Origin of the sequence: Desulfolithobacter dissulfuricans, assembly GCF_025998535.1 — a bacterium.
Lineage (GTDB): Bacteria > Desulfobacterota > Desulfobulbia > Desulfobulbales > Desulfobulbaceae > Desulfolithobacter > Desulfolithobacter dissulfuricans.
In genome coordinates this window covers 1675154-1692083 of the sequence record NZ_AP024233.1, presented here as the reverse complement: position 1 = coordinate 1692083, position 16930 = coordinate 1675154, and the positions used below count along the sequence as shown (strand labels likewise).

14 protein-coding genes are annotated in these 16930 nt (G+C 60.9%); 10 read left to right on the top strand and 4 right to left on the bottom strand.

Annotated features, from left to right (window positions below):
• Positions 1–74: 74 nt before the first annotated feature.
• Positions 75–233, bottom strand: a complete 159-nt coding sequence (locus GF1_RS07455; protein WP_267929000.1) for a rubredoxin — start codon at positions 231–233, stop codon at positions 75–77.
• Between the two features lie 274 nt (positions 234–507).
• Between GF1_RS07455 and rplU the strand changes: the two genes are divergently transcribed.
• The 9 genes from rplU (at position 508) to GF1_RS07410 (ending at position 12284) form a co-directional block, all read left to right on the top strand.
• The gene (rplU, locus tag GF1_RS07450; RefSeq protein WP_267928999.1) at positions 508–819 is read left to right on the top strand and encodes a 50S ribosomal protein L21; all 312 of its coding nucleotides are present in this window, start codon (positions 508–510) and stop codon (positions 817–819) included.
• Positions 820–842: 23 nt separating this feature from the next.
• A complete protein-coding gene (gene rpmA, locus GF1_RS07445) occupies positions 843–1100 on the top strand; it encodes a 50S ribosomal protein L27 (protein ID WP_267928998.1) in 258 nt (85 codons plus the stop codon).
• 375 nt (positions 1101–1475) lie between these two features.
• Entirely contained in the window at positions 1476–2480 is a 1005-nt protein-coding gene (gene obgE / locus GF1_RS07440) for a GTPase ObgE (RefSeq protein ID WP_267928997.1), read from the top strand.
• On the top strand, positions 2477–3670 hold the full coding sequence (gene proB / locus GF1_RS07435) for a glutamate 5-kinase (RefSeq protein WP_267928996.1): 1194 nt from the start codon (positions 2477–2479) through the stop codon (positions 3668–3670). The genes obgE and proB overlap by 4 nt, the downstream gene beginning before the upstream one ends.
• Before the next feature lie 22 nt (positions 3671–3692).
• Positions 3693–4958, top strand: coding sequence for a glutamate-5-semialdehyde dehydrogenase (locus tag GF1_RS07430; protein WP_267928995.1), 1266 nt, complete (start codon positions 3693–3695; stop codon positions 4956–4958).
• A gap of 94 nt (positions 4959–5052) precedes the next feature.
• Positions 5053–5760 carry a nicotinate (nicotinamide) nucleotide adenylyltransferase gene (nadD, locus tag GF1_RS07425; protein ID WP_267928994.1) on the top strand — a complete coding sequence of 236 codons (708 nt, stop codon included), beginning with the start codon at positions 5053–5055 and terminating at the stop codon, positions 5758–5760.
• Between the two features lie 87 nt (positions 5761–5847).
• Entirely contained in the window at positions 5848–9186 is a 3339-nt protein-coding gene (locus GF1_RS07420) for a UvrD-helicase domain-containing protein (RefSeq protein ID WP_267928993.1), read from the top strand.
• Position 9187: 1 nt separating this feature from the next.
• A complete protein-coding gene (locus GF1_RS07415; protein WP_267928992.1) occupies positions 9188–10879 on the top strand; it encodes an ATP-binding protein in 1692 nt (563 codons plus the stop codon).
• A 67-nt stretch (positions 10880–10946) separates the two neighbouring features.
• Complete coding sequence (locus tag GF1_RS07410) at positions 10947–12284, top strand: two-component system response regulator (protein ID WP_267928991.1); 1338 nt, start codon at positions 10947–10949, stop codon at positions 12282–12284.
• Positions 12285–12317: 33 nt separating this feature from the next.
• On the opposite strand, the gene GF1_RS07405 is transcribed toward GF1_RS07410, so the two are convergent.
• Positions 12318–12767: a CBS domain-containing protein gene (locus tag GF1_RS07405; RefSeq protein WP_267928990.1), complete on the bottom strand. Its 450-nt coding sequence runs from the start codon at positions 12765–12767 to the stop codon at positions 12318–12320.
• Positions 12768–12818: 51 nt separating this feature from the next.
• On the bottom strand, positions 12819–14408 hold the full coding sequence (locus GF1_RS07400; protein WP_267928989.1) for an NAD(P)H-hydrate dehydratase: 1590 nt from the start codon (positions 14406–14408) through the stop codon (positions 12819–12821).
• Positions 14409–14800: 392 nt separating this feature from the next.
• Between GF1_RS07400 and dfsP the strand changes: the two genes are divergently transcribed.
• Positions 14801–15436 (top strand): DUF166 family (seleno)protein DfsP, encoded by a 636-nt coding sequence (gene dfsP, locus GF1_RS07395; protein ID WP_267928988.1) that lies wholly within the window; start codon positions 14801–14803, stop codon positions 15434–15436.
• 30 nt (positions 15437–15466) lie between these two features.
• Here dfsP and lptF read toward each other — a convergent pair whose 3' ends face one another.
• On the bottom strand, positions 15467–16894 hold the full coding sequence (gene lptF / locus GF1_RS07390; protein WP_267928987.1) for an LPS export ABC transporter permease LptF: 1428 nt from the start codon (positions 16892–16894) through the stop codon (positions 15467–15469).
• Positions 16895–16930 lie beyond the last annotated feature (36 nt).

Genomic DNA, 16930 nt, shown 5'->3' with positions numbered 1-16930 from the left:
AGGAGATTCTCCCTGGGGAGGAGACGGCTTGCCGGTGCACAGGGAAGGTACGCGGGACCGGAGCCGTGGCCGGGTCAGTCAACCGGATAAAAGTGTTCTTTCTCGGCCCCGCATTTTGGACAGACCCAGTCGTCCGGGAGATCCTCGAACGGGGTACCCGGATCGATCCCGTTTTCATAGTCGCCTTCCTCGGGGTCGTAGACGTAGCCACAGGGACATTCGTATTTCTGCATGGTTTTTGCCTCTGTCTGGTGTTGTTTTTTGAGTATGTTGACTTGAACAAATCTGATTCTTTCACAGGCTATCGAAAATAAGTTCCCTGTTCAAGGGAAAATCATGAATATGTGGTACGGTCGGGCGCTTTTTCCGGCCAAAAGGACGGAAAAAAGGTATCGATCCATGGTGAACGACATTTGTACTTGACATGAACCTGGGTTATAGAGTTTATTATGATATTTCGCTGAGCTTTTAGATTGTTTTTATGCTTCGATTATATGGAGGAGTCGCATGTATGCTATAATCCGCACCGGAGGCAAACAGTACCAGGTTGCCGCCGGCGATACACTGCGTGTGGAAAAACTGCAGGGCAATGTGGGTGATGAAATCGAGCTTTCCGATGTTCTGCTGGTGGCCGACGGAGACGATGTCAAGATCGGTCAGCCTGTGGTCGACGGCGCCGTGGTCAAGGCCCGGATCGCCGAGCACGGCAAGGCCAAGAAAGTGCTCGTGATGAAGAAGAAACGTCGGAAGGGCTATAAGGTCAAGCGTGGTCATCGTCAGCAGTATACAGCTCTGACCATCGAGGAAATTTCTGCATAGCCGATTTACAGGGAGATACAACCATGGCACATAAAAAGGCAGGCGGCAGCTCACGTAACGGTCGCGACAGTATAGGACAGCGCCGCGGCGTGAAGCGTTTCGGCGGTCAGGAAGTCAAAGCAGGAAACATCCTTGTCCGGCAGCTGGGGACCAGGATCCATCCGGGTGAAAATGTCGGTTGCGGCAAGGATTACACCCTGTTTGCCAAGATTGATGGTGTGGTCAAGTTTGAATCCTTCGGGAAGGGCCGTAAGCGGGTTTCCGTGTATCCCGCTGCCTGAAAAAGGTTTTTACCGGCGATAATATATTGCCCTCCGGCATCGGTGTCGGAACGGCAAGAAGTTTCAAAGACTCGATACCAGGCCATCCTGGTATCGAGTCTTTTTTGTATCTGATTACCGTTGAAACTCAGCCTGGATAAGGAAGACCATCGCCAACTGCCGGAAAACGGTAGCAGTAATGGCGTAACGTTTCGCAATTACAATTTTTCCGCAGGAAGGAAAGGAGCGATGTCAGCCCTCAGGTTGATAACGGCCAAGCTTTGGTGGTAAACATATTTTTGCAGGACAAGCTGTATCAGAAAAGAAAAAAACCTGGAGCGACCTTATCCCGTATTTGGACGGGTATGCGGTGCAGGCATGATATGTGGATGAGTTATGGCATTTGCGGATGAAGCAAAATTTTTCGTCAAGGCCGGTGACGGCGGCAATGGCTGCGTGTCGTTCCGGCGCGAAAAATATGTGCCCAGGGGTGGGCCCAACGGCGGTGACGGCGGCCGGGGCGGCAACGTGTATCTTGTCGCGGATGCGCGCAAGATCTCCCTGATGGATTTCCGCTACCGCTCTCATTTCAAGGCCGAGCGCGGCGCCAACGGCATGGGTAAGGACAAGCATGGCAAGAGTGGTCGGGACTGTTATGTTCCGGTGCCACTGGGATCCGTGATCCGGGACGCCGAGACCGACGAGATCCTCGCCGACCTGGTGGAGCCGGACCAGGTCTTTCTCGCCGCCAGGGGCGGCAAAGGTGGTTTTGGCAACAGCCGTTTCGCCACCTCCACCAATCGGGCCCCGAGAAAGGCAACCCCTGGCCAGCCGGGCGAGGAACGGTGGCTCAAGATCGAGCTCAAGCTGCTGGCCGATGTGGGACTCATCGGCCTGCCCAACGCTGGCAAGTCGACCCTGCTGTCCCGGCTCTCGGCCGCCAATCCCAAGATCGCCTCCTATCCGTTCACCACTCTGGAGCCCCAGCTCGGGGTGCTCCAGTTCAAGTACCGTGAGTCCTGCATCATCGCCGATATTCCCGGGCTCATCGAGGGTGCCCACCAGGGGGTGGGCCTTGGCCACAGGTTCCTGCGTCACGTGGAGCGGACCTCCATTCTCCTGCATGTGATTGATGGCTCCAGTGAAGACGATCAGCCGCTCGTTGACTACCGGGTGCTGGAAAATGAGCTCCAGCAGTACAAGGACGAGCTCCTGGAGCGCCAGCATATCGTTTTGCTCAACAAGATCGACCTGATCGGTTCGGAGCGGCGGGCGGAGCTGCTGAAGCTGCTTGGTCAGACCGGCAAGCCGGTGCACGCCATTTCCGCCCAGACCGGTGAGGGTATCGAAGAGCTCAAGGAACTGCTGGCCGAGCTCCTGGAGCGCGGAGAGGCCCTATGACCTTCCAGGTGAACCGCGAGGATGGGCTTTTTTATCGTCAGACCCTGTTTGATCAGGCCCGGCGGGTGGTGATCAAGGTTGGCAGCGCGGTACTGACCGATGCAGACGGTCTGAACCAGGAGGTGATCGACAACCTGGCCCGGGAGATCTCCTTTCTCTGTTCCACTGGCCGGGAGGTGATCCTGGTCTCTTCCGGTGCCGTGGCCGCAGGCCGTCAGCGGCTGGGGATCAGCAGGCAGCCCGGCGAGGAGCTGCGGGTCAAACAGGCCCTGGCCGCCATGGGGCAGGGACTGCTGATGCAGGCTTACGAGCAGGCATTCGGCCGTTACGATCAGCTGGTGGCCCAGGTACTGCTCACCCACGAGGATCTGGCCCACAGGGACCGGTACCTCAATGTTCGCAATACCATCTATACCCTGTTTGAATTCGGGGTTGTCCCCATCATCAACGAAAACGACACCGTGTCGGTCAAGGAGCTGCGTTTCGGTGACAACGACACCCTGGGAGCGCTGATCACCAACATGATCGGGGCCGACATGTACATCATGCTCACCGATGTGGACGGGTTGTACACCGCCAATCCTGTCACCGATCCCGGGGCCGAGCCGGTCTACACGGTGGCCGAGATCACCCCGGATGTGGAGTGCATGGCCGGTCATACCACCAGCCGGCTCGGGACCGGCGGTATGCAGACCAAGATCCGGGCCGCGCGGATGGTTTCGGTCTGCGGCGGCTCTTCCTTTATCGGTCCGGGGCGGAACCGGGATATTCTCCGCCAGCTTTTCAGCGGCGACATGGTGGGCACCTTCTTTCTCCCGGCCCGTGACAAAATAACCAGTCGCAAACACTGGATCGGGCATGTGCTCAGGCCCAAGGGATTTCTGATCCTGGATGACGGCGCCTGCCGGGCCGTCCGGGACCAGGGCAAGAGCCTGCTGCCCTCCGGCATCCTCGAGGTCCGGGGGGATTTCGGGGTCGGGGCGCCGGTGCACTGCCTGGACCGGCGGGAAAGGCTTGTGGCTGCCGGGCTGATCAATTACAGTGCCGATGATACCAGGAAGATCAAGGGGCACCGGTCCAGCGAGATCGCCGGTATTCTGGGATTCAAGGACAGTGACGTGGTTATCCACCGTGATAACCTGGTGCTGCTCGACAGAAGCGACAATATCGCGCCACGCGATGTTGCCTGAAGGAGTGAAGGAGGAAAACAGTATGGACCAGGGGCGCATAGAAGAAACAGTGGTGGAAATGGCCCGGGCCGCCAGAACGGCGTCGCGGCAGCTGGCCGCTCTGCCGGGCTCGGTCAAGGACCGGGTTCTGCTGCGTACAGCCGAGCGGCTGCAGGAGGAAAGGGACTATATTGGTCGTAAAAACGAGCTCGACCTGGCCGCCGGCCGGGAGAAAGGACTGTCCGCGGCCATGCTGGACCGGTTGGCGCTGACCGACAAGGTCATCGATTCCATGGTCCAGGGCCTTCGCGAGGTGGCAGCCCTGCCCGATCCGGTGGGCGAGGTCGATGACATGAAGCGCCGGCCCTCCGGGATCGTGGTCGGCCGCATGCGGGTGCCGCTGGGGGTCGTGGGCATGATCTACGAATCACGGCCCAACGTGACCATCGATGCGGCCGCGCTCTGCCTCAAGTCGGGTAACGCCATCCTGCTGCGGGGCGGTTCCGAGGCCCTCCATTCCAACCTTGCCCTGGCCTCCATTGTCCAGGACGTTCTCCGGGAAGAGGGGGTCGATCCGGCGGTGATCCAGGTCATCCCCACCACCGACCGCCAGGCGGTCAATGTCATGCTGGCCCAGGAGGAGTATCTGGACGTCATCATCCCCCGGGGCGGGGAGGGGCTGATCCGTTTTGTCGCCGAAACCTCGCGGATTCCGGTACTCAAGCATTACAAGGGGGTTTGTCATGTCTACATGGACGCGGATGCGGACATCGACATGGGGGTCCGCATTGTCATGAACGGCAAGACCCAGCGTCCCGGAGTGTGCAATGCCCTGGAAGGGCTGCTGGTCCACCGGGACATCGCCGAAACCTTCCTGCCGGTGGTGGCGGCGGAGTTGCGGAAGGCCGGGGTGGAACTGCGGGGCTGCAAGCGCAGCTGTATCATTGTTCCGGATATGGTTCCGGCCAGCGAGTCGGACTGGGGTACCGAGTTTCTCGACCTGATCATGGTGGTCCGGGTAGTGGACGACATGGACGAGGCCATGGCCTACATCCAGCAGTACGGCTCCCAGCACACCGAGACCATTGTTACCCGGTCCTACTTTAACGGCCAGCGGTTCCTGCGCGAGGTAGATGCCTCGGCGGTGATGATCAATGCCTCGACCCGGTTCAACGACGGCGGCCAGTTCGGCCTCGGGGCCGAGATAGGCATCTCCACCACCAAGCTGCACGCCTACGGCCCCATGGGCCTCAAGGAGCTGACCACCCGCAAGTTCATTGTCTACGGGGAAGGTGAGGTCCGCTCGTAGGGCCATGGGGCCAGGAGCCGTGTCCCGGTGTGTCGCGGTTGTGCTCGGCTCAGGTTTCGCTCCGGCACCTGGTGGTTACCGGACCAGCTGAAAGGTGGAAAATAAACACCATATCGGGGTGTTCGGCGGCACCTTTGACCCTGTACACGAGGGGCATATCCGGATTGCCGAGGCGGTCCTGGCCTGCACCAGGCTGGATCTCTTCTTGTTTGTCCCGGCCTATCTCCCGCCCCATAAACGTGTTCCCGTGGCCCCCTTTCACCATCGGGTCGCCATGCTGGAGCTGGCCCTGGACGAAAAAAACCGCACCGGCTGGCCCGGGCCCGGACAGGTCGAGGTCGTTATCTCCCGGATCGAGGCCGAACTGAAGACACCGTCCTACACCATTGATACCCTGAAAGGGCTGGAAGGACGACTGGGGCCCGCTGTTTTCCACCTGGTCATCGGGGCCGACTCCCTGGTGGAGCTGCATCTCTGGTACCGTTACGGGGAAATTCTGCAGAGATGTCACCTGCTGGTGGCCGCCCGGCCCGGTATCTCCCCGGCCGCCGTACAGGACGCCATCGACAGGCTGCCCGGTGGATATGTCCGCCATGGTTCCTCGAATATCTGGCGCTCCTCGGTCCCGGGCAGCAACAGGACCATCACCTACATCGACTCGGTCCAGGTACCGGTCTCCTCCACCAGGATCCGCCAGGAACTTGCGGCCGGACGACGGCCGGCCATGGTCGCACCGGTGGTCCTGGAGTATATCGAAAAGCACGGGCTCTACCGGTGCCAGGGGGAAGAAACCGGGGATTGACAATCTATGCACCGTGGGACACCGATCAGGTGGCAGACCGGTTTCCGGTCCGCTGGCTGGATTTTGTAAACTGATCCGGAAGGGCCGATGCGCTATATTGCTGATCTGCACATTCATTCCATGTATTCGCGGGCCACGAGCAAGGCCAGCCACATCCCCGGTCTTGCCGCCTGGGCCGCCATCAAGGGTATCCAGGTCCTCGGAACCGGTGATTTCACCCATCCGGCCTGGTTCGCCCATCTCCAGGAGCACCTGGAAGAGGCCGAACCGGGATTGTACCGGCTGCGCCAGGATGTACGGCCGGTCGACCTGGGCAGGATCCTGCCCGTGGGGGTGCAGCCCCCCGATACCTCCCAAATCCGTTTTGTCCTCACCGCCGAGATCAGTCTGATTTATAAACGAGGCGGCCGGGTGCGCAAGGTTCATAACGTGATCTTCGCCCCGGATTTCGCCTCGGTCAGACGACTGAACAGTCGGCTGGCCGGCATCGGCAACCTGGAAGCCGACGGCCGCCCCATTCTCGGGCTCGATTCCCGCGACCTGCTGGAAATTGTCCTGGAGACCGTGCCCGACGGTGTCCTGGTCCCGGCCCATATCTGGACCCCCTGGTTCTCCCTCTTTGGTTCCAAGTCCGGCTTTGATGATATCGAAGAGTGTTTCGGTGATCTGACGCCGCACGTCTTTGCCCTGGAAACAGGACTCTCCTCGGATCCGGACATGAACCGCCGGATCTCAGGTCTGGACCGTTATACCCTGATCTCAAATTCCGACTGCCACTCTCCCCAGAAGCTCGGCCGCGAGGCCAACCTCTTCGATACCGGGTTCAGCTACCCGGAGATGATGGCTGCCATCCGCAGGCCGCAGGACGAATCCGGTAAACAGGTCTTTGCGGCCACCATCGAGTTCTACCCGGAAGAAGGAAAATATCACTGCGACGGCCACCGAAAATGCGGTGTCTGCCTGGAGCCGGCCCAGTCTGTGGAGCATGGGGGAATCTGCCCGGTCTGCGGCCGGCCGCTCACCATCGGCGTCCTCTACCGGGTCATGGAACTGGCAGACCGGCCTGAAGCGGTCTACCCGCCCGGCTCGCCGGCGGTCCACAGCCTGATCCCCCTGCCGGAAATCCTCAGCGAACTGCTGGGTACCGGCCCGGCGACCAAGAGGGTCATGACTGCCTATGCCGGGCTGATCAACCGGTTCGGCTCGGAATTTGATATTCTTCTGCAGCTGCCGATCGGAGACATTGCCGACCATGGTTCGCCGATGCTGGCCGAGGCCATCGACCGGGTCCGAAAAGGGCGAGTGATCCGTCAGCCAGGCTTTGATGGCCAGTTCGGGGTGATCAAGGTCTTCTCCCCGGAGGAACGGGATCGGCTGGCCGGCCAGTTGCAGCTCTTCGGGGTCTCCCCGGCCCGGCCGCGCAAAAAAAAAGAATCCCGGCCGCCGGCCTTCCCCGAAAAAGCCCTGACCCAAAAGGATCGGGCTGAGCCGGCGGCAACTGCCAATCCGGAGCAGGAGGCGGCCATCCACAGTCCCGGCCGCCGCATCATCGTCACCGCCGGGCCGGGAACCGGAAAGACCTACACTCTGGTCCAGCGGGTCATCCACCAGCTTCGGGCCGAACCGAATACGGCCCACACCGTCATCACCTTCACCAACAAGGCGGCCGATGAGGTCCGGGAACGGATCCTGGTCGCGGTCGGTAGCGGGGCCGATGTCCGGGTCGCCACCTTCCACGGCTACTGTCTCCACTGGCTCAGACAGTACCGGCCACAGCTCCAGGTCGCCGGACCGGGGCTGCGGCGCCTGGTTCTTCGCCGGTTGTTTCCCGATCTGTCGATCACCCGGCTGCGCCAGCGGGCCACCAGGATCGGGGTCCTTCTCGGGCATCGTTCAAGCCCTCGACCGGCGTGGTTTGCCTCCTACATGGAATACCTGGAAGATAACCACCTGGTCGATATCGATGGGGTGGTGCCGGCCATGCTTGAGCTCCTGGGAGATGCCACCATCCGGGATCAGATCGTCCGCCACACCGGCCATCTCCTCGTGGATGAGTTCCAGGACTGCAACGAGGCCCAGTATCTCCTGGTCCGCGAACTTGCCAGCGAATGTCCGGTCTTTGTGATCGGTGATCCGGACCAGGCCATCTACGGCTTCCGCGGCGCCGATCCTTGCTGGTTTTTCCGCTTCATCGACGAGCTGGCTCCGGAGAAGTACCATCTCTTTCGTAACTACCGCTCCGGCGAGACCATAGTCAGGGCGGCCGCCCGGGTCATTGCCAACAACCGGAGGAGTTCAACCGGACAACCCGTGGTCTGTCACCGGAAAGCAGAGGGCCGGATATACCACCACCAGGCCGACAACGAGTCGGCCGAGGCCCGCTTTGTCGTTGGCCGGATCCAGGATCTCCTCGGCGGGACCAGCCACCGGGTCATTGACGGGCTGCAGCATAATCAGCTGTTTGTCGACAGTGAGGAGAAAGGGTTCGAGGCAGGTCTTGGCGATATAGCCGTCCTCTATCGCACAGGCCGGCAGGCCGAGGTTCTGGCCACGGCCTGCGGTGAGGCCTCCATTCCGGTACAGGTGGTCGACCTTGTGCCTTATTACAGCAAGGGCGATCTGCGGATACTCTACCACTGGATTCTCCTGGCGGCCGACCGGGCGGACAGCGGCCAGCTGCTCGATCTTTTGCGCAGGGAAGAGGGTGTCGGCAGCCGGACTCTTGCCGGCCTGGAGGGGACACTGCCGTGCAGCGGACCGATTCCCGCCGGGGATCTTGCCGACCTCATCGCCTCCGGTGTCGAACCTGGAGCGGACAGGCGGCTGAGCTCCTTTCTTTCCCTGGCCCGCCGGATGCGGGACCTGTGGAACCAGGGAGATCCGGAACCGTTTCTCTCAGAGCTCATCGACCGGTACAAGCTTGACCGGCAGGAACCTGAGATGGTGCGTTTTTTCCAGCTGGCGGCGACCTTTGGTCAGGACCTGGACGGGTTTGCCCGTCATCTGCAGGACTACAGCACCTCCCCGGTATATGATCCCGGGGCCGAAGCCGTCACCCTGATGACCCTTCACGCCGCCAAGGGTTTGGAATTCCCCGTGGTTTTCCTGGTGGGTGTGGAGGAGGATCTCCTGCCCATGGGGCGCCGGCAGCCAGCCGGGCAGGACTGCGGGGAAAGCGCCGATGCCGGGGACGAGATGACCCACCTGGAAGAGGAGCGGCGACTCTTCTATGTGGGCATGACACGGAGCAGTCGGCTGCTTTTTCTCTCTCACTGCCGGACGCGCATGGTGCATGGAAAGCGATGCCTGTGCACCCGGTCCCGGTTTATCGATGAAATCGGCCCGGCCGCCCTGCATGAGATAACCCATACCGCTCCCCGGACCAGGCGGAAGAAAAGGTCCTCACGTCAACTGCGACTTTTCTGATATGACCCAGCAGTCAGATACCCAGCTCAGTATCGAAGAGCTCAGCCGGGAAGTTGCCCGGCTGAAACAGGAAAACAGAATTCTGCGGAAAAAGGTGGCCCGGGCGGACGCGGTCAGCAAGGCGAAATCCGATTTTCTGGCCATGATCAGCCACGAGATCCGGACCCCGATGAACGGGGTGATCGGCCTGACCGAATTGCTGCTCGGCACCGGCCTGGATGACAAACAGCGTCATTTCGCCCGCCTCATCCTGACCTCGGCCCAGAGCCTCATGACCCTGATCAATTCCCTGCTCGATTTCAGCAAGATCGAGGCCCGGAAGATGATCATCGAATCCCGCTCCTTTGATCTGCGTCGGCTGGTCAGGGAAGTCAGCGAGCTCTACACCCCGACCGCGGACCGAAAGGGGATCAAGGTGGATACCGAGATTGACCCCGCCCTGGCCCGGAGATATGTGGGGGATCCCCAGCGGATCCGCCAGGTGCTGGCGAACCTGGTCGGCAACGCGGTCAAGTTCACCGACCAAGGGACCATTTCCCTCCAGGTCCAGGTCACGTCCCGTCGTGACCGTCATGACGCCGTCCTTTTTTCTGTAAGCGATACCGGGCCCGGCATCCCGCGGGACAAGATCGACACCATCTTTGAACCGTTTAGCCAGGTCGACACCTCGGCCACCCGGCACCACGGCGGTACCGGTCTGGGACTGGCCATCTGCTATGACCTGGTTTCGCTCATGGGGGGCGAGATCGGGGTGGATTCCGTTCCTGAACGGAAAACCACCTTTCTCTTCTCACTGCCTCTCATCCGCAGCAATGCGTCTCAGCGAAGGGAGAAAAAGACCGATGGCACGGTCTCTGATCCCCGATCAGGGCCGGATCGATCGAATCAACCCGTACCGGCCGTCTCCCGGTCCCCCCGGATCCTCATCGTTGATGACGATAGCACTAACCGGATCGTCATCGAGGAGATCTTCAAGCGCAGCGGGGTGGTGTCGGCTGCGGTCAGCAGCGGGCCGGAGGCCGTGGACCGCTGCCTGAAAGAGGAGTTTGACCTCATCTTCATGGACTGTCAGATGCCGGTCATGGACGGTTTCCAGACCGCGGTCCAGATTCGGGCCAATGCCGAATCCAGCGGTGACCGCTGTCCGGTTATCATCGCTCTGACCGCCGATATCACCGAGGAAACCAGGAGGCGATGCCAGCGGTGCGGCATGGAGGGTTACCTGGCCAAGCCCTTTTCACGCCAGGATCTGCAGCAGGTTCTCGACACCTGGCTGTCGCCCGGAGCCATCCGGGTTGTCCTGGAAGAGGAGACCGGTGGAGAAGCACCTTCCCGGCAGGACACCACCGGTAAAACCGAGGTTCTCGATCAGGAGGTGATTGACAGGCTTGTCCGTAATGTCGGGAAGATAGATGTGATTATTGAGGTGTTTGCAGAGGATCTGGTAAACCGCGTTCAGCAGATGGAAGAGGCGGCCTGGGCCGGGGACGGGGAAAGCTTGCAACGGGCGGCCCACACCCTGAAGGGCAGCTGCAGCCAGTTCGGGGCCCGGCAGCTGACCCGACTGTGTCAGCAGGCGGAACAGATGGGACGGGCCGGAAACCTGGACAATATCTGGCCGCTGATCGGCCAGATCGGCCGTGAGGCTGAAATGGTTCGGGAAAAACTTATGAAACTCCTTGAAAATAAGTAAGTTTTCCTGCAGAATGAAGACGACGGCAAGGTAGAAGGGCTCTTGCTCTTACAGGGAGGAGAAGACCGTGACAGCAGCTCTGTTTTCAGGTGGCATTCCCCGTATTCTGGTCGCCGACGATGACGAAGTCATCCGGATGCTGCTGATCCAGTTTCTGGAAGGCGAGGGGTATGAGGTCCAGGGAGCGGCTAACGGCAGGGAGGCCATGGACATGGCTTCCGCGGCCACCTTTGATCTGATTATCCTGGACATAGCCATGCCCGACTACGACGGCTATACCATCTGCGAGAACATCCGGGCCTCCCTGGAAAATCCGCCGCCGGTCTTGATGGTGACCGCCCTGGAGGACGAAGAGAGCGTCGATCGATCCTTCAAGGCCGGGGCCGTGGACTATATCCGCAAGCCCATCCAGTGGTCGGTCCTGAAGAACCGGATCCGCTACATCCTCGGGGCCAGCCTGGCCCGCCATGAGCTGGAACAGCTTTCCCGCAATTACGAGATGATCCTGGACGCGGCGGCCAACGGCATATGCGGGGTCGATGAGGATCGGCGCATCAGTTTCATCAATCCGGCCGCCCTGACCATGCTCGGGTACGAGCGCGACGAGGTCATCGGCCGGCGATGCGATACCATCTTCAAGCTTTCCATGCCGGGCACCGACGACTTCAATGTCAATGCCTGCCCCTTTCTGGTCCCGGGAAATTTTCAGCCCGCGTCCATCCATCACGACGAGATCCGCATGGTCCGCCACGACGGCAGCAGCTTCCTGGCCGACTACCGGGCGACGCCGATACTTCGGGACGGCCGGATCAAGGGTGGGGTCATCGTCTTTCAGGATATCACAGAACGCCACGCCGCTGCCGAGATCATCCGCTACATGGCCAATCACGACTCCCTAACCAGTCTGCGCAACCGCAACTATTTCCACCGGCGGCTGCCCCAGGCCATTTCCCTGGCCAAGCGGTACGGCCGCATGCTCTGCCTGCTGTTCATCGACCTGGACCGGTTCAAGCCGGTGAACGATACCTACGGCCATGCGGTGGGGGACCTGGTCCTCAAGGAGGTGGCCCGCCGGCTGACCAGCATGCTCCGTTCCTCGGACTCGGTCTGCCGGCTTGGCGGGGACGAGTTCGTCATCCTGCTCGAGAGTTCCAACTCGGTGGAAGGGGCCAGGAACGTGGCCCAGAAGGCCATCGATCTGCTCAGCGAACCCATCGAAGCGGGCAAGCACGTGTGCTACATCGGCGCCAGTATCGGTATCTCCATCTATCCCCTGGACTGTGAGGACGCGGAAACCATGCTTCGCCATGCCGATATCGCCATGTACCGGGCCAAGGAAAAGGGCCGAAACCGCTTCGAGCTCTACGCCGAAGACCGCTCCGAGCTGCCCACCACCGGTGGATAGGGTTCCGGGCCCGGTCGGCAAGCCTGGGCGGGTTCAGGAGTAGATGGACCGGATAATGTCGGATTTGCCGATGACCCCTACCAGGTTTTCTCCCTCCATGACCGGCAGGGTATGCACCCCTTTTTCCGACATCAGGGTGGCGATTTCATCCAGCGGGGTGTCCGGGGTTACGGCGATCAGTTCCCGGGTGAAGATATTACCCACTCGCGTACCGGCCATCTTGCGAAGATCCTTTTCCATCTTTTCCGGGCTCTCCAGGAAGATGAAGCTGTCGAGGATGGCCACCACCGTCGGGATATGGACCTTCTTGTTCTGATCGATGAGGTCGCTTTCCGTGACCACGCCGACCACCTTGCCCTGCTCGTCCAGGACCGGGGCGCCGCTGATCCTGTTTTCCGACAGGATCCTGGCAAGTTCCTTTACCGGGAGATCCTCGTTTACCGTGATGACCTCGCGGGTCATGATGTCTTTTGCCTGCAGCATGTTGGTCTCTTGTCAGTAGTTGTTGTCTTTTCTGAAAAATATCCGGTACTGTTAGTGGCTGGTTTGCGCCATGAGTTCTGTCATGGCTTCCGGCAGCATGGCCGCAACCTCCGAGGCCGTGAAGCCGACCTTTTTGCGGTCCTGCAGCAGGTCGGCGGCAAGGCCGTGGAGGTAGACCCCCAGGCGGGCCGCATCCCAGGGGGCGTATTTCTGAGCCAGGAGACCGCCGATAAGGCCGGCGAGCACATCGCCCATGCCACCGGTGGCCATGCCGGGATTTCCGCTGGTGTTGACGGCCCAGGAACCCCGGGAATCACCGATCATGGTGCCGGCGCCCTTGAGCACGGTGATAATCTCGCTCTGGCCGGCCCGTCCGGCAAAAAAGGTCGCGGCCCCCACCCGGTCGGCCTGGATGGCGCCGGTGGAGAGGCCGGTCAGGCGCGCCATTTCGCCGGGATGGGGGGTCAGGATCCGTGGGGCCGGCGGGTTGTCGATGAGGTGGGGCTCAAGTGCGAGGATGTTCAAGGCATCGGCATCGAGTACCATGGGCAGGGTCACGTCCCGGTACAGGTGGAGGACAAGTTCCCTGGTCCGGGAATCGGTACCCAGGCCCGGGCCGATGACCAGGGCGCTCTTGCCCCCGGTAGCCTCCAGGATCAGGTCGTAGTCCTCATAACCGGGGACTGTTTCGCTGCCCGGCAGGGGTATGCTCATGGCCTCGGGCAGGGCGGTCTCGAAAATCGGGTTCAGTCCGTGGGGCACCGCCAGGCTGACCAGACCGGTGCCGGAGTGGAGTCCGCCCAGAGCGCTGAGAATGGCCGCCCCGGTCTTGCCGATGGAGCCGGCGACGATGAGCAGGTGACCGTAGGTACCCTTGTGGGTCGCCGGTGTCCGGGGCCGCAGCAGGCGGCCGATTTCCGGACCCACCGTTTCGCCCTCGAGTCCGGCTTCAGCCACCACCCGGGACGGAATGGTGATGTCGATCACCTGGAGGCGGCCCACGGCCTCGGCCCCGTTGAGAAAATGGGCCGGCTTGGCCACGCCGTAGGTGGCGGTCAGGTCGGCCCGCACCGCGGTGCCCAGAACCTGGCCGGTGTCGGCGTGGAGACCGGAAGGGATGTCCACCGCGGCCACGGGCCAGCCCGCATGCCGGGAGAGGTCGTTTATCAGCTCTATGACCCGGGCAAAGCGGCCCTGTATCTCCCGGGTCAGCCCGGTGCCGAACAGTCCATCAATCATGACAAGGACCGGGTTGCGGGCATGGTGGTGGAGGATGATCTCCCGCATCCGGGCTGGATCGGTGTCGTCGTCCACCACCTCACTGGGCAGGTCCAGCGCCTGGACGATCCGGACATTGATCCCGGCATCACCGCGGAGGCTGTCTGGGTGGACCAGGAAAAAGAGCAGGGGATGGCCGCCCCGGTTATGGACGTGGCGGGCGATGACCAGGGCGTCGCCGCCGTTGTTGCCTGGACCGATGAAGAGGACCACGGTCCGGCCGGCCACAGGCCCGAGTTCATGGCAGATGAACTCCAGGGTTCCCCGGCCGGCGTTTTCCATGAGGACGATTCCCGGAATCCCGAACTCTTCGATGGCCCGGCGGTCCAGGGCCTGCATCTGTGAAGCGGTGGCAAGTTTCATGGCGTGTTCCTGGCTGTGCTCAGTTGCCAGACAAGGGCTGGGTCTGGACTGGGGAAAAATTCCCTGTTCGACAATCTCTGCTGCAGAGGATAGAGTACAACGGATTATCCGAAAATCACCACAAGTTTGGATAATTCCATAGTGATTTTCATAGGTCGAAGTCTTCGCTATCTGTTGTGGCTGGGCAGTGCCGAAATCCGGAGTCTCCCTTCGGTCGCTTACCCGGAGTCTCCCTTCGGTCGCTTACCTGGTCCAGCCGTGCTGGTTTATATGAAAGTCTCGTCCCATCCTCCAGGGGGACAACAGCTTTCATGTTTCGTTGTGCAGGCCGTGGGAGCCTGCATGGGTGTTAGTACAAACTATATATCTTTTTTGGCTGGTGAGCAATTTGTATGCAGATAGTTGTTTTTGAACAGAATGGTTCGGGGCGGGAAAAAATAGATGGCATAGGACGTTTTGGCCGGGGAATCGAGATCAGCCGGATTGTCCGCATCGACGAGGCGCTGCCTGATTTCATCGATGAACCGGAGGTCTACATTGAGGATGATTTCAGCGCCGATCTGGTGCTCGATTACCTGACCCATCCCGATCTATCCCATTATCTGGTCTCGCTTTGCGTCCGGAAGGGGATACCGGTCATTGCCTCGGGCCGCAAAAGCGAGGGGGCTCTGACCCCGTTCACATGCTGCGGACTTGGCCGCCACCAAAATCTGGGTCCCTATGGCGAGCAGTTCGGGCTGCCCGAATACCGGGTTCAGCTGGAAGAAAACCGCATTGTTGGCCTGGAGGTGCTGCGCGGGGCGCCCTGCGGTGCCACCTGGGACGTGCTCTCTCAAGTGGTCGGCGTCGAGGTCGACGAGGCCTTGAGTCTGCTGCCGCGGGAAATTCAGTATCTCTGCGTGGCCAACCCGTCCCGTTTTGATCCTGTAAGTGGCAAGAGCCCCGTCCATTATGCCGGCCATGTGCACCGGGCCGCGCTCCAGAAGGGTATTGACCAGGCCCGGAAGGAAGAGAAGAAGGGGAGCTGATTCCGCCCCCACCCCCGGCAGGCGGGTCTCTTATTTTTTCCGCTCGTTTTCAAGCAGGTTCCGGCAGAAGGGACAGGGGACAAAGCCGGCCTTTTTTGCAACCTCGATATCCTTGAAATGGATGGTACAGCGCTGGTCATGATAAAGGGCACAGCGGGGCAGGTGAAAGATGCGGCGGTGGGGATCGGCATGGATGAGCAGCGACATCTCCTGCGCCGCACCCCCCTGGGGAGAAGGCCGTCGTCCCTGGATGTGGCGGGCGAACAGCTGGCCCAGCACGCGTCCGGCCGGGTCCAGGTATCGCCGGCAGAGGGTGAAAAACAGATCCTGCATCGGTTCGGGCACCAGGCTTTTTTCCTGTTCGGTCCGGTAAAAAAGATAGATTGTGGTCAGGGCCAGGATACCATTGGCCATCCACATCCCGACCATCAGGGGCAGTTTAAGATTTTCCACCAGGTTGGTGCCGGTGGTGAACAGGATATAATAGAAGATAAAAAAACCCAGCCCCAGAGGAATGCCGATGGCCCTCTTGCCGGGAACAGCCTGCAGTCCCAGGGGGACACCAAGCAGGCTGAGGATGAAGCAGCCTACTGGCAGGGTGAGTCGTTTATGCAGCTCTACCAGGTAGCGGATACCCTGCCTGGTCCCTGGACCGGCCTGCTTTGACGCGTCTCTGAGTTCTGCCGTGGTCATGGAACCCTTGCCCTGCTTGACACTCTTGAAGCCGCCGGGAGTCCCGACCGGGATCTGCAGCAGGTAGCGCTGAAAACGGATAACCTGGCTGTCCGGACCGCTCGCATGGTGCAGGGTTCCGTCCTCCAGAACCACGGTCACCAGCATCCGTTCCACATCGGCCTCCATGTGTCCGCCCCTGGCCATGGTGATCATGGGCTGTTTCCGGCCCCGCATGTCCGAGACATAGACCCCGTGCCACTGTCTGTCCCGGTCCACACTGTCGACATAGATCACCAGGTTGCCCAGGGCTTCGGTGAAGGTGCCGGCCTCGATACCCCGGTCGATCTTTTCCCTGGCCAGCTGGAACATGAGCTGGCGCATGGCCACCTTGCCCGCCGGAACCAGATGGACGGAAAAGAGCAGGGTTATCCCGGTGATGGCCGCGGCCACCAGGACCACGGGCAGGACCAGCTGGTAGATACTGACGCCGCAGGCCTTGAGGGCCAGGATCTCCCGTTCGGTGGTCATCCTGGTAAAGCCGATGATGACCCCGGTCATACTGGCCATGGGCAGGACATAGAGCAGCATATGCGGGGAAAGATAAGTGAAGAGGCGGACGAAGTCGCCAAAGCCGATACGCAGGGCCAGGACCTCTTCCAGAATAGGCATGAGCCGGACCAGGAAAAAGACACAGTAGAGGATGGCCGCGCTGGCGAAAAACGGCGCCAGAAGTTCGGTGGCGATGTAGCTGTAGAGCAGAAGCGGCAGGCGGAGGCGCGGCATGGCAGGTAGATGGGCTCCGGGTCACAGTTCCGGGAT